This window comes from Aeromonas sp. 603757, assembly GCF_049171255.1.
GTDB classification, from domain to species: domain Bacteria; phylum Pseudomonadota; class Gammaproteobacteria; order Enterobacterales; family Aeromonadaceae; genus Aeromonas; species Aeromonas veronii_A.
This window is the reverse complement of sequence record NZ_JAAKOE010000003.1, coordinates 1-17,191: the sequence shown is the minus strand read 5'-3', so window position 1 is coordinate 17,191 and position 17,191 is coordinate 1. Positions and strand designations below refer to the sequence as shown.

General features: G+C 59.0%; 13 protein-coding genes. 4 read left to right on the top strand and 9 right to left on the bottom strand.

What is annotated here, in order from left to right; genetic code table 11:
- Positions 1–14: 14 nt before the first annotated feature.
- The 7 genes from G5332_RS03720 to G5332_RS03690 all read right to left on the bottom strand — a co-directional run bounded on the left by G5332_RS03720 (position 15) and on the right by G5332_RS03690 (position 7,707).
- Positions 15–629 (bottom strand): CDP-alcohol phosphatidyltransferase family protein, encoded by a 615-nt coding sequence (locus G5332_RS03720; protein ID WP_042010154.1) that lies wholly within the window; start codon positions 627–629, stop codon positions 15–17.
- Between the two features lie 16 nt (positions 630–645).
- Entirely contained in the window at positions 646–1,296 is a 651-nt protein-coding gene (locus tag G5332_RS03715; RefSeq protein WP_158113229.1) for an ATP-binding cassette domain-containing protein, read from the bottom strand.
- Between the two features lie 23 nt (positions 1,297–1,319).
- Entirely contained in the window at positions 1,320–2,954 is a 1,635-nt protein-coding gene (locus G5332_RS03710) for an ABC transporter permease (RefSeq protein WP_421311122.1), read from the bottom strand.
- A 77-nt stretch (positions 2,955–3,031) separates the two neighbouring features.
- Entirely contained in the window at positions 3,032–4,255 is a 1,224-nt protein-coding gene (locus G5332_RS03705; RefSeq protein ID WP_233267768.1) for an ABC transporter substrate-binding protein, read from the bottom strand.
- A gap of 17 nt (positions 4,256–4,272) precedes the next feature.
- Complete coding sequence (locus tag G5332_RS03700) at positions 4,273–6,426, bottom strand: FAD-dependent oxidoreductase (RefSeq protein ID WP_421311121.1); 2,154 nt, start codon at positions 6,424–6,426, stop codon at positions 4,273–4,275.
- Positions 6,426–7,007, bottom strand: a complete 582-nt coding sequence (locus G5332_RS03695; protein WP_100654088.1) for a carboxymuconolactone decarboxylase family protein — start codon at positions 7,005–7,007, stop codon at positions 6,426–6,428. The genes G5332_RS03700 and G5332_RS03695 overlap by 1 nt, the downstream gene beginning before the upstream one ends.
- 25 nt (positions 7,008–7,032) lie before the next feature.
- Positions 7,033–7,707, bottom strand: coding sequence for a DUF1499 domain-containing protein (locus tag G5332_RS03690; protein ID WP_421311120.1), 675 nt, complete (start codon positions 7,705–7,707; stop codon positions 7,033–7,035).
- A 355-nt stretch (positions 7,708–8,062) separates the two neighbouring features.
- On the opposite strand from G5332_RS03690, the gene G5332_RS03685 reads away from it, so the two are divergent.
- On the top strand, positions 8,063–9,304 hold the full coding sequence (locus G5332_RS03685; protein ID WP_216977406.1) for an AAA family ATPase: 1,242 nt from the start codon (positions 8,063–8,065) through the stop codon (positions 9,302–9,304).
- Position 9,305: 1 nt separating this feature from the next.
- Positions 9,306–9,974, top strand: a complete 669-nt coding sequence (locus G5332_RS03680; RefSeq protein ID WP_421311119.1) for an HNH endonuclease — start codon at positions 9,306–9,308, stop codon at positions 9,972–9,974.
- A 38-nt stretch (positions 9,975–10,012) separates the two neighbouring features.
- Here the strand turns inward: G5332_RS03680 and G5332_RS03675 are convergent, their stop codons facing one another.
- Both G5332_RS03675 and G5332_RS03670 read right to left on the bottom strand, forming a co-directional pair.
- On the bottom strand, positions 10,013–10,291 hold the full coding sequence (locus tag G5332_RS03675) for a peptidylprolyl isomerase (protein ID WP_005334269.1): 279 nt from the start codon (positions 10,289–10,291) through the stop codon (positions 10,013–10,015).
- Between the two features lie 122 nt (positions 10,292–10,413).
- Positions 10,414–10,788 (bottom strand): hypothetical protein, encoded by a 375-nt coding sequence (locus tag G5332_RS03670; RefSeq protein ID WP_213389145.1) that lies wholly within the window; start codon positions 10,786–10,788, stop codon positions 10,414–10,416.
- 514 nt (positions 10,789–11,302) lie between these two features.
- On the opposite strand from G5332_RS03670, the gene G5332_RS03665 reads away from it, so the two are divergent.
- Together G5332_RS03665 and G5332_RS03660 are read left to right on the top strand one after the other, a co-directional pair.
- Positions 11,303–13,078 (top strand): autotransporter assembly complex protein TamA, encoded by a 1,776-nt coding sequence (locus G5332_RS03665; RefSeq protein ID WP_005334265.1) that lies wholly within the window; start codon positions 11,303–11,305, stop codon positions 13,076–13,078.
- Between the two features lie 61 nt (positions 13,079–13,139).
- Positions 13,140–16,940, top strand: a complete 3,801-nt coding sequence (locus tag G5332_RS03660; protein ID WP_421295615.1) for a translocation/assembly module TamB domain-containing protein — start codon at positions 13,140–13,142, stop codon at positions 16,938–16,940.
- The last annotated feature ends 251 nt before the right edge of the window (positions 16,941–17,191 follow it).

The following is a 17,191-nucleotide window of genomic DNA, read 5'->3' as shown; positions in this document are numbered from 1 at the left end:
GAGGGCTGTGCTGTTTATGGCTGGGGGGGACGTAGAGTGTGGTAGCCGCTCCAGAGTCGGGTCAGGGTGGTGATGGCGCAGAGCAGGGCAAAGCCGTAGGCGAGCGGGGCGAAGGCGGCGGGCCACAGGCACATCAGCACAAAGAGGGCGATGGTCTCGCTCCCCTCGGTGAGGCCGCCCAGATAGTAGAGGGATTTGTGGTGGTAGACCGGATTGTCGATGCCCCGCTTGCCCGCCATGATGGCAAACGCCAGAAAGCTCGAGCCGGTGCCCATAAAGGCAAACAGCAGGGTGGCGGCGGGCAGCGCATTGGCGGGGGCGGCGAGGGCAAAGCCCAGCACCACGGCGGCGTAGAAAATAAAGTCGAGGGTGATGTCGAGAAAGCCACCGCAATCGGTGATGCCGGTTTCCCGCGCCACGGCGCCATCGAGCCCGTCCAGCAGCCGGTTGAGCAGAATGGCTGCGAGCGCCCATTGATAGCAGCCAAAGGCCAGTAGCGGCAGCGCCAACATGCCGATGGCAAAGCCGGTGAGGCTCACCTGATTGGCACTGATCCCGGCGCGGCAGAGCGGTTTGGCAAGCTGGGTGAGGGGGCTGCGGATCACGGGGATCAGATGGCGATCAAACAAGGTGAACACTCCTCGGTTAACAGTGGCATTCGGTGAGGTTGAGTATGGTGCCCGGTGCGTCTTCCGCATCGTGGGTCACCAGGATGGCGGGGATGGCCAGCGCCTTGATCTGCGCGAACACCAGCTCGCGAAAGGCGGTCCGCAGCGGCTTGTCGAGGCGGGAGAAGGGCTCGTCCAGCAGCAGGGCGTCGGGTTCCGCCAACAGCGCCCGCAGCAGACTGACCCGCGCTCGCTGACCCCCTGACAACAGTTGTGGCAGCTTGTCAGCCTGATCCGCCAGTGCGACCTGTGCCAATGCGGTCAGCGCCTTTTCCCGCCGCGCACGTTTTCCCTTGATGATCGCAGGCATGCCGAACATCAGGTTCTCCGCCACTGTCAGATGGTCGAACAGCAGGTCATCCTGAAACAGCATGCCGATGCGCCGCGCTTGCGCAGGCAAGGTGTTGAGTGGCCGCTCGCCGAGCCTTATCTCCCCCTCCAGCCGGATCGGGCCATTTTCTGTCTGCGCGCTCGGTAGTACCCCGGCCAGCCCCGCCAGCAGGGAGCTTTTGCCGCAGCCGCTTGGCCCCATCAGGGTCAATACCTCGCCGGGGGCCACCTGCAGGGGGGGCAGCGAAAGCAGCAGATTTTCATCAAGGTAAAGTCGAAGAGGCGTGGTGCTCAGCATATGGCTGTTTCCATCGTGAGAGTTCATCGTGAGCCGCCCCCCTTGAGCGCCGGATTGATCCGCGCTGGCAGCCATAGCGCCAGCAGATAGATAACGAGCGGCAGCAGCAGTTGCAGCAGGCCGTAGAGCCCCGCCAGCCGCCGGTTGAGGCCGCTGCCGATGGCCACCGCTTCGGTGGTGATGGTGACCACTCTGCCAGCACCAAAGAGCAGGGTCGGCAGATACTGGGCCAAACTCACCGCCGCCCCGACGCTGAAGGCAAACAGCAGCGGGCGCGCCAGTAGCAGCGCTTTTATCTGCCACCAGGCTCGCCATGGCGTAGCCCCCAGCAGCAGGGCGCTCTGGGTGATCCGGGGATCGAACTGGCGATAGGGGCCGTGCAGGCAGAGGTAGACATATGGAAAGACAAACAACAGCTGGCTCCAGAGCACCCAGCCCCAGCCAATGCCGCTGCTTATCGAGTCATGAGCAAGCCAGTCCAGCCCGAGCCGGATGCCAAACAGCAGGCTTGCCTGCGGCAGCAACAGCGGCAGGCAGATAAGCCAGAGTGGCCAGGGGCGGCGGCCGGCTTGTGCCTCCAGACTGCACACCGCCATCATCAGTGCCAACAAGCCGCTCACCAGCGCCAGCAGTGCGCTGGTTACCAGCAGTGGCAGCAGGGTTGGCAGCAGATCCAGCCAGTAGTGACTGCTCCACTGGCTGGGCCAGAGGGCGGGAAAGGGCCAACGGCGCGCCAGTGACCAGAGCAGCAGGGCCGCCAGCACCGCCAGATTAAGGGTGATCAGAGTGAGTGCAGAGCCTGCTGCGAGCCGGTTGGCAAAGGAGTGGGACGCAGCTCGTTTGCCATCGAGCCAGCAGCCTTTGCCCACCTCTTGATGAAGCCACTCCAGTAATCTGAGCATGGCGATCAGCAGCGCCGTGATAGCGAGCAGCAGCAGGGCGCCGCTGGCGGTGGCGCCGCGCCAGAGCAGATCCGGATCCTGATACCAAAGCCACAGCCGTACCGCCAGCGGGGCGGGGGTGTCAGGCCCGAGCAGCTGGGCGAGATCCACCACCGCCACTCCGTAGGCCGCCACCGCATAGATGGGCAGGCGCAGGGCAGGCCAGAGCGCCGGCAGCAGCAGGCGCCACCAGATCTGGGGGGCGCTGAAGCCAAGGCTTGTCCCCAGCCACTGCTGGCGTGCCAGCTGGATGGGTTGCTGTGCGGCCATCGCCATCAGCAGTAAAAAGGGGGTCTCTTTGAAAACGAGCAGTGCAATCAGCCCGAGTCCCAGAGGGTCGCGAATGGTCTGCCAGTCGGGAGGCAGTTCAAACCCGGTCAGAGTTGGCGAGACGAGCCGCAGCAGCCAGCCGGAGGGGGCGAGCAGAAAGGCAAAGCCGATGGCAAAGGCGACGTGGGGCATGGCCAGCATAGGCGAGAGCAGGCGACGGAGCAGCCCGAAAGCCCGGCTGTCGCTGTGGGCCAGCAGCAGGGCGGTCAACAGCAGGCTGCCAAGGGTCGAGGCGGCGCCAATCCACAGGCTCAGTGCTGCTGAGTGCCAAAGACCGGGTTGGGCGAGCAGCAAGGCGAGATGAGAGGCGGTCATCCCCTCCGCCAGCAGTTGCCACAGCCCCGCCAGCAATGGGATGACGAAGAGTGCCAGATAAATGACCGCCATCCCCGTACTCATAGTGGGGTGGCGTGTCAACTGGCGCCACGGTCGGGAGCGGGAAAGCGGGTGACCAGCGGCACTCATCAGTGACCGTAACGCTCGGCCCAGGCCGCTTCCAGCTTGAGCTGCCAGCTGGGGTGAGGCTCGGCCACCGCTTTGAAGCGCAGTGCCGGTTGCCCCTTGGCGGGGTCAGGCAGGGCATCGGCCCGCAGCACGCTGGGATCACCCCAGAAGGCCGGATTGGCCTTGCGCGCCTGCGCCGCCGGGCTCAGCAGGAAGTTTGCCACCACCTTGGCACCCGCACGGGCACTGGCGTTGAAGGGGATGGCGAGAAAATGGCTGTTGGTGAGTGCCCCTTTCTCCATGGCGACCGCTTCCACACTGGGGGGCAGGGCGCCAATCTGGGCGGCGCTTTGCGCCTCCTGCGGGTTGAAGCTGATGGCCATGGCCAGTTCGCCATCATCGAGCAGTTGGCGGGTCTCGGCGGCGCTGGTGGGGAACAGTTTTCCCTTGCGCCAGAGTGCCGGATGCAGCTCATCGAGCCAGGCCCAGAGCGGGGCGGTGAGTTGGGTAAAGTCGCTCTCGGTCGCTTCCCGATAGAGGGGGGCCGGGTCTGGCGTCAATTCCAGCAGGATCTGCTTGAGAAAACTGGAGCCATGGAACTGGGGCGGCTTGGGATAGGTGAAGCGACCGGGATGGGCCTTGGCCCACGCCAGCAGGGCTGCTGCCGAGGTGGGCGCTCTGGCGACCTCTTCGGTGTCGACCATCAGATTGAGCTGGCCGATGCCCCAGGGGGCTTCCAGCCCTTCCACCGGCAGGGTGAAGTCCTCACTCACCGGCAGGGTGCTGTCTACCAGCGCCATGTTGGGTAGCTCGGCGGTAAAGGGAGCGCCGAGCAGCCCCTGCTCCTTGAGCGCCTTGAAGTTCTCGCCGTTGACCCAGAGCAGATCGATGGGGCCGCCAGCTTGCTTGCCCGCCTGCTTGTTGGCCAGCAACTGGCTGACGCTCTGGGCGATGTCATCCACCTTCACCTGCACCAGTTTGACCTGATAGTCGCGCGCCAGCTCCTGCCCGGCCCACACCAGATAGGCGTTGATCTCCGGGCTGCCGCCCCAGGCGTTGAAGTAGACGGTCTGTCCCTTCGCCTCCTCAAGGGTCCGTTGCCAGTTATCGTCTGGGTTGGCCGCCAACAGCGGGCCGCTGGCCAGCAGGGGCAGGGCGCACAGCAGCGCATTTAGCCGCTGTTTGAGCCGAGATCTGCAGTGTGAGTTGAGGTGTGAGCAGAGCTGTGAGAATGGCTTGAGCATAAATGTTTCCCTGATTGTCAGGCGCCACGGCGCCAGCGGTGATAACGGGCCAGCAACGCCAGCACCCGGGTGGGCTGGTGGGCCCGTTTCCATTCACCTGCCACATATTTGTTCCCCTCCATCAGGGTGGGATAGGCGTGAATGGTGCCGAGGATCTTGCCAAGGCCGAGACGGTGACGCATGGCGAGCACGAACTCGGCAATCCGCTCACCGGCGTGAGTGCCCACTATGGTGGCGCCAAGGATATTATCCTTGCCCGGCACGGTCAGCACTTCGATAAAACCGTGGCGCTCCCCATCGGCAATGGCGCGATCCAGCTCGGCCAGCTCGAAGCGGGTCACCTCGAAGGGAATGTCTTGCGCCTCGGCCTCCTTGCGATTGAGGCCGACCCGGGCAATCTCCGGCGTGGTGTAGGTGGCCGCTGGAATGACCCGATAGTCGGCCCGAAAGCGCTTGAACTGGCCAAACAGGGCATTGACCGCCGCATACCAGGCCTGATGGGCGGCGAAGTGGGTGAACTGGTAAGGGCCCGCTACGTCTCCCACCGCCAGTATGCTGGGGAAGTTGGTGGCAAGAAAGCCATCGACCGCTATGGTGCCGCGGGGGGCAAGCTCGACTCCCAACGCTTCGAGCCCGAAGCCGCTCACATTGGCGACCCGACCCAGTGCCAGCAGCAGTTGATCCCCTTCAATCACCTGCGTCTCATCGCCCCGGCGCAGTTGCAGCCGGATGGGCAGATCCCCCTCGGCTGCGGGCAGGTAGTCGGCTCGCTCGGCGCGCCAGCCGGTGAGTAGCCGCACGCCATCGCGGCTCATTTGCCCGGCAAGGGCGTCGGCTACCTCACTATCTTCGCGGGGCAGCAGTTGCTCCGAGAGTTCCACCAAGGTCACGGGAATGCCGAGCAGGGCGAAGCTCTGGGCCAGCTCGCAGCCGATAGGGCCACCGCCCAGCACCAGCAGGCGACGCGGCGGAGTGCGCAGCTGCCAGAGGCTATCCGAGGTGAGGTAAGGCACCTGATCCAGCCCCGGCAGCTTGGGCACCAGCGGCCGGGCGCCGGTGGCGATGACGATATGGCGGCTGGCAAGGCGCTGGCCGTTAACCTCCACCTCCCAGGGAGAGACCAGCCGCGCCTCCCCTTCGATGCACTCCACTCCAAGCCCCTGATAGCGTTCGATGGAGTCGTGTGGCTCGACCTCCTTGATAACTTCAGCCACCCGCTCCATCACGGCGGCAAAATCGGCGCGGGAGTGGCTTGGGCTAAAGCCCAGCTCGTCGGCTTTACGTTGCTCTGCGGCAAAGCGGGCGCTTCGGATCAATGCCTTGGAGGGGACGCAACCGCTGTTGAGGCAATCGCCCCCCATCTTGTGCTTCTCGATGAGCGCCACCTTGGCCTTCACCGCCGCGGCGATATAGCTGGTGACCAACCCACCTGCACCTGCACCGATCACCAGCAGGTTGTAGTCATAGCGAGCGGGTTTACGGTAAGGGGCGAGCAGGCGCCGTTGGGCGAGGTGGGCGGTCAATTTCTTGACCAGCCAGGGCATCAGCCCCAGCAGGGTCAACGCGACCATCAGGCCGGGGGAGAGGATATTGCCGGTGCTGGTTAACTGGCCAAGCTCGCTCCCCGCCAGCACATAGACGAAGGTGCCAGGCAGCATGCCAAGCTGGCTCACCCAGTAGTAGGTGCTGACTCTGATGGGGGTGAGCCCCATCAGTAGATTGACCAGAAAGAAGGGGAAGATGGGGATGAGGCGCAGGCTCAGCAGATAGAAGGCCCCCTCCTTCGCCATGCCGGACTGAAAGGTGGCCAGCTTGTCGCCAAAGCGCTGCTCGACCCAGTCGCGCAGCAAGAAGCGGGCGCTGAGAAAGGCGAGGGTTGCGCCTATGGTGCTGGCGAAGGAGACCAGCAGCAGCCCCCAAGCGACGCCGAACACAGCGCTGCCACCCAGGGTGAGCAGGCTGGCGCCGGGCAGGGAGAGGGCGGTGCTCAGCACATAGATAAGCACGAACAGCAGGCTGGCCGAGACAAAGTGGCTGTCAACCCATTGCGCCACTGCCGCCTGCTGGGCCTGCAAGGCGTCCAGAGTGAGGTAACGACCGAGATCGAGGGCAAAAAAGGTGCCGATAAGGCCCCCCATCACCAGCGCAAGCAGCAGGCGGGTCCGGTTCATCAGGCGTCCTTGCTGTCTGGCTGGGCAGGGCGTTCCGGTTGCACCGGCAGCTGGCAGAAGCCCTGCGGCGCGATATCGAGGGCGGCGTTGAACTTGGCCGACATGTTCTGGAAGGCGATAAGACCGGTCAGCTCCACCATGGCATCGTCGTCGAACCAGGGTTTGAGGCGGACCGCCTGCTCATCGCTCACCCCATCCAGCCCGGTCATCGCCTCGGTATAGTCGAGCACCGCTTTTTCCCGCTCGTCAAACAAGGGGCTTTCGCGCCAGTTGGCTAGCGCCTCCACCTTCTCGCTTGAACCTGCTCTCTTTACCAGGGTCATGGCGTTGATGTCGACGCAAAAACGACACCAGTTGAGCTGGGAGACCCGCACCGTCACCAGCGAGCGCAGCACGGGATCGATGGGGGAGCGCTTGCGGTTGATGACGCCATAGAGGGTGGCGACGGCGGCAAAGAGGCGCGGCGAGCGGCCCCAGCATTTGCCCGGAATAAGCACCTGACCATAGTTGCGTTTTTGCAGCCAGAAAAAGGGGCGGATAAACCAGGCATATTCCCGATCGGGTTTGACCTCAACGCGCATCAGTTACCTTCTTGTTGTTTCACACTTACGGTTTCAAATTGGGTTTGTAGGCCTGGCCGAGGCGCTCATTCAGGCGGGTCAGGAAATCCTCGATCCGCGCCCGGTTGGTGCCCAGATCGCTTTGCCCCTGACGGGAGGCTGATCGCATATCGATGCGGGTCTCTTTGGGGCCAGCAAAGACCCGCAGCGCAACATCATCCTGAAAGCCGAACCAGCCGGTGGTAACCACCGCATCCAGACCATCCGGGCTGGGTCGTACCTGCCAGCCCAGCTCCTGCATCAGTTCGTTGGCTTCAATCAGCACTTCGGCAGGAGAAGCCCTGGTAAAGAGAGGACCGGGTTTTGCTTCAACTGCTTTCAGCGGTGCGCTATTTATTGGCAGATCCTGCGCCGTTCTGAGCTCTGCCGCCCAGCGTAGCTGGGGGGGATTGTAGGGATCTGTGCTCACATCGTTGATCAGCGGCATCCGCAGCGCCTGCAGCACAAAGGTCAGCGGCAGCAGCAGCGGCAAGGCGCCGAGGACGCTGGCGTAGCGGTTGCGGCTCCAAGGCAGGCGTACCAGCAAGATCAGGGAGACAAGGGCTCCGATGAGACAGATCGCAAAACCGATCCACCAGGGCCAGAGATGAAAGCGGCTGCCGAGGGCGCCAGCGAGCGGGAGTAACCAGGCCAGCAGGGGCCACAAGCAAGAGCGGGGCATAGCACGGGATCCATCGTCGAATGTGGACAATGCCGAGAAGGATAAACTTAATTGCCTGATAACGTTAGTAAATTTCTATGCATTTATATAGGGTGTTTGGCCCATGGGGCAAGTGAGATGGCTCTCGCAGAGCGAGGCATACCTGTTGTGCTATAGCAACGTAGTACAGTGCTGTAAGCGCTAAACAATTGGGCGGTTAATTTTCGAACGTGACAGCATCTTGGATTTTTAATCCATAGGAAAAGTGATCTCCTAAGCGTGCTTTTTTTCCAATGGGCTCTCATTTTAAACATGTAGTTCTACACAAAAACATAGATTGCAATATAATCACCTCAATATTAATTGAGGTGATTATATGTCTGGTTATTTAACAAAAATCAAAACAAAAATACCCTATTCAGATAAGGTTGTTGATATTGACTTGGATGGAAAAACACTGATCTTAACTGGGGGGAATGGCTGTGGTAAAACCCAACTTATGAAATATTTATTTACGAAGCTCCAACAGGCCATTGTTGAAAAGAAAAATTATGACATTGATCAGCTTCACAGTAATTTGGGGTCTTACGAGAGTAATTTTGAAAGGTTGGGGCCAGCTGATCAACATTATGATCATTATAAAAGAATGGTTGCCGAGACCAAGGATAAAATAGAGAGTGTAAAAAATCCATCAATTGAAATAAAAAACATAGAAGAGTTTATTGTTAATTATCAGGGGTTCAAAAGTGTCTTAATCACTTTCGAAGCAATGCGAAAATCGGATATCACTAAGCCTTCATCTGTAATTAGTATTGATAAGTTGCGTTCTCAGGATCAAGAATTCACAAGGAATAGGGCAATAAATTCTTCGTCAATGTTGGAGGAGTTTCTTGTCTCCAATATTGCTAATCAAGCTTTTTCTGAGTCAAGGAAAATAAATAATAATCCAGAAGAGGCTATGCGTATTGAGAAGTGGTTTGATAAGCTAGAGATGGATCTACAAGATCTATTTGAAGACAATAGTCTAAGGCTGGTATTCAAATCAGATACCTTATCATTTGAAATCCATCAGCCTCACAAAGATCCATATACATTTCAAAGTTTATCTTCTGGTTTCTCTTCAATTATGGCGGTATATGCAGATCTAATTACTAAAGTATCTCTTCGCTCAATCGACCCAGATGAATTAACAGGGATTGTTCTGATCGATGAAATAGACGCACATTTACATGTTTCATTACAAAAGAAAATTCTCGCATTTTTAAAGAAAGCATTCCCAAAAGTACAGTTTATTGTTAGTACACACTCTCCATTTGTCGTCTCATCGGTTGATGATGCGGTGATCTATGACCTATCACGTCTTGAGCAGGTTAATGATCTCTCAATGTACTCCTATGAAGCTGTATTAGAAGGGTTGTTTGGCGTACTCCCCATATCCAGTTTGCTTCAAAAAAATATAGAGAAATTGGCGGCCTTATTGAAAGCATCACCTCTTGATATGGATGGAATAGAAGCGCTGATAAACATACTCCCGTCAGATGATACAACCTTGGATGCTGAGTCTTTATATTTTGTCAAATCGGCTAAAATTGCGCTTAGCAAGGCAAAGAGGTCGTAATATGTTCAATGTTGTTAGAAATGAACCAGCCCCGGCTTCGCTTGCTAATAAAGTGAAGTATGATTCACAGGATGTATGGGATGCTTTGAATCGGGTATTCCATAAGAAATGCTATATTTGTGAAACGAAAGAACCTCAAGATATAAATGTGGAACACTTTATTCCACACCAAGGTGATGAAAATCTAAAATTTGATTGGAATAACCTCTATTTTTCATGCGGTCGGTGTAATAATATAAAGTTGGCTAAATATGATGACCTTGTTGATTGTTGTGATGCAAGCGTTGATGTTTTGAGAGCGATCAAGCATGTTCCACCTGTAACTCCATATGCAAAAAAGCTTCAAATAGAAGCTCAATTTAATGATGCAAAAACAAATTTAACTTCAGAATTGCTCGATAAGATATTTAATAGCACCCATACACCGAATAAAACTGTTTCTGCATCATTCTTAAGAAAGAAAGTTTTCTCACAATACAATCGGTTACTAGACCTTCTGGATGAATATTATAGCGATACGGTATTGCCACAAGAAAAAGAAATTGCTTTAGAAAGAATGAAGCTATTAGTTAAACCCTCCGCGCCCTACAGCGCATTTCTCAGTTGGTGCATACTTGAGGATGACGAGCTTGGACCTTTATTGAATGACTTTATTGGTATTGCTGAATAGCAAAAAAAGAGCTGGCGTATACGCCAGCTCTTTTTTTCTCAATTCCGATATAAAACCTTGATCAGGTGAAAGCCGAATTTGGTGCGCACCGGCCCCAGCACCTTGAGCAGTTCACCCTTGAAGACGGCATCGTCAAAGGGCTTGACCATATCCCCTTTATTGAATTCCCCCAGATCGCCGCTACGTTTTGCAGAAGCGCAGGTGGAGAAGCGCTTGGCCATCTGGCCGAAGTCGGCTCCCTTCTCGATCTTCTCCTTGATCTCCAGACACTGTTTTTCGGTCTTGACCAGAATGTGCTGGGCACAGGCTTTTTTCATCGGGGCGCTCCTGGGTGTGATGGCGAAGGTTGTTACGCCAAGGGTGGTAGCAAATGGGGGCGCAAGAGTACCCCAATTTGCCACCGGCGTCAGCCATCACAGCCCGCCCTTTATCGGTCGTATTATTGGCGAGCACGGGTGGCCAGCATGGCGCGGGGACGCGCTTGCCAGATGATCTCCAGCCCGAGCAGGGCGTAGAGGCTCCAGATGGCCAGCGGATTGAGCCATTCGCCCCCCAGTTGCAGGGTCATCAGGGCGCAACCTGCCAGCAGCAAGGTGATCCCCGGCAGCCGCCAGTGGGCGGGCAGGGGGGCCAGCAGCGCCATCGCCAGCAAAATGCCGAGGCCAAACGGCAGGTTCAGGGCGGTAAAGGCCAGCGCCTGCTGGCCACTCATGCCGGTCAGCAGGGCCAGCAGGGCGCTGCAACAGGCGAGAAAGGTGATGAACTCGAGACGATCGGCAATATAGTCAGCCATCTGTTCGCTACGTGCATGCATGATGTGTCTCCTTCAGTTGATGGTTCAAGTGTGAGGGAGGGACGTTCGCAAAGGCAGCGGGATAATTCGATTGCGCTGAACGAGCAATTCTTAATCACCCGCTACGGCGGGCTTTAGGGTGTGCCGGGCCTGTTAAACGGTGAGGGTGGGGTGATGCCGACAAACTCTGTCGTGGTGGGTTTCTGGTGGTAAAGAGAGGAGGAGAGGTGACAAATGGTGCCTGATGGTGGGGTGAGCCTTATTCAGGGCAGGTCAGTTCGCTCCCATCGGGAAAGCGGGCGGCGTCATTGTCACCAAAATGTGTGATTTGTGGTCAACCTCTTAAAAGATATGGTGAATTTGCCAATGGCGCCGCGCTGTCGCTGGCCGATGCCTATGTTAGGATAAGGTTCGCCATTTTTCTGGCGCGCATTTTTGTGTCACGGCCATGCACGGCATGGCGTGCTGCGCCGTATTCGGGGTTGGCCCGAAAGGGCGCTGGTTTCCTTCACCACAGATTCAGGAATATTGACCTTTGACAGGATGCATTTCATCCCTGCTGGCAGGGCGTTCACTGTCCGGCCCTGCGTTTCGCCGCGGCCTGCGGGTACTGGGGGTGGGCCTGTTGCTGTCGCTGCTGGCTTCGCCCGCGTTTGCCGCCAAGCTCACCTATCAGGTCAAGGGGTTGAAAGGGGAGAACAAGGATAACGTCGAAGCCTATCTCAATGCCCTGCCAGTCTATCAGGAGCGGCAATACCGCCCGGCCCGCGCCAAAATCACCGAGAGCGTGCAAAAGGCGCTGCAGGTATATGGCTACTACCAGCCGAAAATCACCCTGAGTCGCGACAAGAAAACCCCGTCCAAAGTGGTGATTGAGGTAGACAAAGGGGAGCCGGTCATCGTCTCCCGCCTCGATATTCTGCTGGAGGGGGATGCGGGCAGCGACGAGCTCTACAGCGCCCTGCTGGACAAGTTGCCCCTCAAAGAGGGCGAGCCCCTCAACCACGCCAAATATGAATCCATCAAGGCCGATCTGGGCAGCCTCGGGCTGGCCCGCGGTTACTTTGATGCCAAGCTGAGCAAGAGTCAGGTCAAGGTGTTCCCGGACAAGGGGACGGCGGAGATCTTTATTCTGTTCGAATCGGGCCATCGCTACCGTTTTGGCGAGATCCGCTACGATGCCACCCCCGAAGCGCTTCACCTTATTCGCCCGCTTATCAACATCAAGAGCGGCGACCCCTATCTCGCCATCCGTCTGGCCGAGATGTCGCAGGATGTCTCCTCCACCAAGCTGTTCCGTCAGGTAGATATCAAGCCGGTATTGAGCGAGGCGAGCAACTATCGGGTTCCCATCGCGGTGACGCTGGATAACCGGGTCGATCACGAAATCGAGACCGGTATCGGTTATGCCACCGACGTAGGGCCGCGGATGAGTGCCACCTGGGAGAAGCCCTGGGTCAACCGCTACGGCCACCGTCTCTTTGCCACCGCCAAGGTGTCGGCGCCGGAGGCCGAGCTCAGCTTCGACTACCAGATCCCGGTGGGTAACCCGCTGAGGGACTACTACTCCATCCAGACCGGCTACCAGTACAAGGACAACAACGATACCCGCTCCGATCTCACTACCATCGGTGTACACCGCTGGACGCGACGGCCGGAGAGCTGGGATCGGGACGTCTTTATCCGGCTGGAGAACGAGATCTATACCCAGGGCGCCGACGAGGGGAACAGCTTGCTGCTGATCCCCGGGGTCTCCTGGTCCCGGCTGCGGGTGCGCGGCACTCTGGTGCCCGACTGGGGGGATCGCCAGCAGCTGACGCTGGAGTTCTCCGATCCCAGATGGGGCTCCGACATCAGCTTTATGCGGGTGTGGGGGCGCAGCAAGTGGCTGCGAACTCTTGGCGATAACCACAGATTCCTGATGCGGGCCGAGCAGGGGGCCATCATAGGTGACAGCTTCTCGTTGGTGCCGCCGTCTTTGCGCTTCTTTACCGGTGGCGATCAGACGGTGCGCGGCTTTGGTTACGAGAGCATCTCCCCCACCGGGCCGGATGGCAAGCTGACCGGTGGTCGTTACACCAGCGTGGCCAGTCTGGAATACAACTACCGCTTCAGCGAGAAGTGGCTGGGGGCCATGTTTGTGGATGGCGGCACCTCCACCACCGATTACAGCGAACCCTGGAAAATAGGTACCGGCGTCGGTGTACGCTGGGTCACCCCCATCGGTCAGGTCAGGTTGGATCTGGCGGTCGGGGTATCGGAAGAGGACAAGCCCTTGCGGCTGCATTTCGCATTGGGGCCTGAATTATGATGTTGTCTAAACGCTTTTTTCTTTGGCCGCTGCGGCTGTATCTTGCGCGGGGGTCTGCATTGTGATCTGGCTAAAACGCATTTTTCTCTGGCTGATGGGGCTGGTGTTCCTGCTGCTCATCGGCGTCAGCCTGCTGGGCTTTACCCATCAGGGCAACAAGTGGTTGTGGCAACAGGCCAAGGGAGCACTGCCTTCTCTCAAGGGGGAGCTGGTGGCCGGTCAGCTTGGCTATGGCTGGACTCTGGAAGGGGCGGGTTGGCAGGATGAGCTGGTGGATGTCACTGTGGATCGCGCCGTGCTCGACTGGGATCTGGGCAAGTTGCTGCAGGGCAAACTCTGGATCAAGTCGCTTGAAGTGACTCATCCGGTGGTGAAGGTGGCTGACTCGGAGCCTGCACCGGAAGAGCCTTCAGAACCCTTTGTCTGGCGCCCGCTGCCACTCAAAATTCAGGTCGACAGCCTCAAGGTAGCCGATCTCGATCTGGCGGTGCCCGGTGTTGCCGTGACCCTGGGGTCCCTCGATATCGGCGCCACCCTCAATCGCAAGGGGCTGATTGTGCGCGGCCCGGTGCTCGATAACCTGAAGGTGACGCTGGATGATGCGGCACCCGCCAGCGCAGCCAAATCTGCCAAGCAGCCGGCCGCTAACGAGAAGCAAGCCGGTGCTGCGGTGGCGCGCAACGACAAGGCCAGCGCCAAGACAGCCAAACAGGGTAAAGGGACGCCAGCTGCGAATACGGCAAAGGCAGCCCCCATTCTCCTGCCCGCCATTCACCTTCCTTTCCCCATCCAGCTGGAAGGGGTCAGTGCGACCCGGGTGCAATATAAGCAGGGCGAGCTGATCGAAGGGCTCGACAAGCTGCTGCTGTCGGCCACTGCTGCCGACGATCGCATCGAGGTGCGCGAGCTCTCGCTGCGCCACGCCATGGCCGATCTGGCGCTCAAGGGACACATCCAGCTCAGTGACGACTACCCGCTGGCGGTGACGCTGGATGCCAAGGCCCGCAAGGGGCTGCTGGATGGCGAGCTGCAGGGTGAGCAGGCCACGCTGGCGCTGAACGGTTCGGTTGGCAAGCTGGGGTTGGCGTTGTCGGCCAAGGGGCCGGTTGCCGCCAATCTCAAGGGCTCGCTGGCAGCCCTCGACCCGGATCTCCCTTTTGATCTGGCCCTCGACTGGAAGAGCCTCGGTTGGCCTCTTCACAAGCCAGCCAAAGATGAGCCGAGCTATCGGCTGGACAAAGGGAGCCTGACTGCCAAGGGCAAGCTCTCCGGCTACCAGTTTGCCCTCAATACCTCCGGCAAGGGGACCGATGTCCCCCCCTTCAAGCTTGCGCTGGACGGGAAGGGGGATCTGGAGCGGCTCAGCAAGATCGCCTTGCAGCTCAATGCCCTCAAGGGGGAGCTCAAGCTCGATGGCAAGCTGGCATGGAACAAGGGGATCGAGTGGCAGGGGACCACTCTGTTCAAGGGGATCAATCCGGCCGAGCTGTTGCCTGAGCTGAAAGGGACGCTGGCCGGTGAGCTGGAGAGCCGTTTCGTGATGAACGAAGCGGGCCACTGGGAGCTGAAACTGCCCAAGCTCAAGGTGGATGGCAAGCTCAACCAGTACCCGCTGGCCCTCAAGGGGGAGCTTAGCGGCAACGACAAGATGGAGTGGCAGATCCCGGCGCTCTCGCTGCAAAGTGGCCCCAACCAGTTGCAGGCCAAGGGCAGCATCAGCACTGCCCAATGGAAGCTCGATGCCAACCTGCAGGCTCCCCAGCTGGGGGGGATCTATCCCGGCCTGAAAGGGGATATCAAGGGACAGGTGAAGGTCAGTGGCAATCAGCAGACGCCAAAAATCGATGCGGATCTCGTCTCCGACCGGCTCTACTATGCCGGCACCGACCTGAAGGGCATTAGTCTCAAGGGCAATGCGGTGATCGGCGCCAAACCGGCCGGTGAGCTCGCGTTGTTGGTGGCGCAGCTGAAACAGGGCGAAACCAAGCTCAGCCAGCTGGCCCTGAACCTCAGCGGCGATATCAGTCAGCATCTGTTGACCCTGACCATGAAGGGTGACCCTGTTGCGGCCAACCTCAAACTGGGTGGCGGCGTGCGCGGGGATCACTGGCGCGGGGCGCTCTCCGAGTTGCGGCTGAAAACTCCGCTGCGCCGTTGGGACTTGAGCTCCCCCTGGGCACTGGATCTCGATCTGCCGCGTCAGCGGCTGGCGATGGGGGATCTTTGCCTCGGCTCCCAGGGCGCCAGCCTCTGCGTCAAGGGGAGTCAGGTCTCCGCTGCACAGGGCACTCTGGAGTTTGCCCTGAGCGAGTTTGATCTCAAGCGGCTACGCCCCTGGTTGCCGGACAACTTCCGCTGGCAGGCGATGCTCTCCGCCGATGGGCGTGCCAGCTGGCGTGGCAATCAGCCGACCCTGCATGCGGTGGTGCGAACCACGCCGGGCACTTTTGTGGCAGATGGCCTCAAGACCGACTATCAGCAGCTGGCTTTGGCCCTTGATTTCGAGCGGCAGCAGGCGGCCATTCGCCTCGATTTTGCCTCCAAACAGATCGGCAATATCGATACCGATCTACTGATCAGGGAACCCGCCGGTCGCGGTCTGCTCGGCGGTCAGCTCAAGTTTGACGATCTCAAGCTCAATACCTTCGCGCCGCTCATCCCTGAGGTGCGCTCCCTGCAAGGGATCATCTCCGCCGATGCCCGTTTCGACGGCACCCTGGCGGCGCCCCTGCTGTTTGGCCAGCTCAACCTGCGTGACGGTGAAGTGCAGACCCACTCCGACATGGTGACCCTGACTAAGCTGGTGACCCGCCTCAAGATCGAGGGCAACCGCGCCGAGCTCGATGGCTCCATGCTGGTGGGCAAGGGGCCGCTGGCGTTGGGCGGCTGGCTCAGTTGGGCCAAGATGCCGGTCAGCGGCAGCCTCACTATTCAGGGCAAGGATCTGGAGGCGCAATATCCGGGCATGGGCCGGGTCAGAGTCTCGCCCGATATCGCGGTGTCGCTGGGGGAGGAGACCCGGATTACCGGTCAGGTGGATATTCCCTGGGCGCGCATTCTGGTCAAGAGCTTGCCGGATTCGGCAGTGGCGGTCTCCGATGATGTGACTGTGGTCTATGACGATTTGCCCCCTGCTCCCAAGCAGGCAAGTCTGCCGCTGGCGATGAAGGTGGCGATCCGCCTTGGCAACGATGTGAAGCTCGATGCCATGGGACTGAAGACCGATGTCTCCGGCGGTCTCAATATCCGTCAGGACCCCGAGAAACCGCTGGCTGGCAATGGCCAGCTGGTGCTGACCAACGGCCGCTTCAAGGCTTACGGTCAGAACCTTATCATCAAGGAGGGGCGTATCCTCTTCTCCGGTCCGCTGGATCGGCCATTCCTCAACATCGAAGCCAACCGGGATCCCGATACCATCGAGGGTCAGGTGACGGTCGGGGTGCGGGTGACTGGCCCTGCCAGCAAGCCGGAGATCACTGTCTACTCCGAGCCGCAGATGGCGCAGTCGGAACAGCTCTCCTATCTGCTGCGCGGCAAAGGGTTGCAGACTGGCGGTGAGGATGGCGGTTTCAACGGCCTGCTGGTAGCCGGCGCGGTGAGTCAGGCCAACGGCGTGGTGTCGAGCATCGGCGAGTCGCTGGGGATGAGCGATGTCTCCCTCGATACGGCGGGCAGTGGCGACAACACCCAGGTGACTCTGTCGGCCTATCTGCTGCCGGGCTTGCAGTTCCAGTACGGGGTCGGGGTCTTCAGCCCCATCGCCGAATTCAAGCTGCGCTACGAGGTATTGCCACGGCTCTATCTGCAGGCGATGAGCGGGGTGGCCCAGGCGGTCGATATCTTCTATCGCTTTACTCTGTAACGCTTCATCCCGTAACAGGGCTGATATGAACGTAAACGGGAGGCGCAGGCCTCCCGTTTTTTATTGCGCGATCGGCTGCAGGCAAACAGCGATAAGGGGCTGGAGGGCAGAGGAATAACGGATTGGGCAGACCAGAAATGCGAAAACCCGGCGCCAAGCCGGGTTTTCTGAATGATGGTGGAGGGAGAAGGATTCGAACCTTCGAAGGCAGAGCCGTCAGATTTACAGTCTGATCCCTTTGGCCGCTCGGG

Coding starts and splice junctions, on each gene's coding strand:
- G5332_RS03675 (WP_005334269.1), bottom strand. CDS start 10,291: ATGAAAAAAGCCTGTGCCCAGCACATTCTGGTCAAGACCGAAAAACAG.
- G5332_RS03680 (WP_421311119.1), top strand. CDS start 9,306: ATGTTCAATGTTGTTAGAAATGAACCAGCCCCGGCTTCGCTTGCTAAT.
- G5332_RS03700 (WP_421311121.1), bottom strand. CDS start 6,426: ATGAACCGGACCCGCCTGCTGCTTGCGCTGGTGATGGGGGGCCTTATC.
- G5332_RS03670 (WP_213389145.1), bottom strand. CDS start 10,788: ATGCATGCACGTAGCGAACAGATGGCTGACTATATTGCCGATCGTCTC.
- G5332_RS03685 (WP_216977406.1), top strand. CDS start 8,063: ATGTCTGGTTATTTAACAAAAATCAAAACAAAAATACCCTATTCAGAT.
- G5332_RS03695 (WP_100654088.1), bottom strand. CDS start 7,007: ATGCGCGTTGAGGTCAAACCCGATCGGGAATATGCCTGGTTTATCCGC.
- G5332_RS03690 (WP_421311120.1), bottom strand. CDS start 7,707: ATGCCCCGCTCTTGCTTGTGGCCCCTGCTGGCCTGGTTACTCCCGCTC.
- G5332_RS03705 (WP_233267768.1), bottom strand. CDS start 4,255: ATGCTCAAGCCATTCTCACAGCTCTGCTCACACCTCAACTCACACTGC.
- G5332_RS03715 (WP_158113229.1), bottom strand. CDS start 1,296: ATGCTGAGCACCACGCCTCTTCGACTTTACCTTGATGAAAATCTGCTG.
- G5332_RS03710 (WP_421311122.1), bottom strand. CDS start 2,954: ATGGCGGTCATTTATCTGGCACTCTTCGTCATCCCATTGCTGGCGGGG.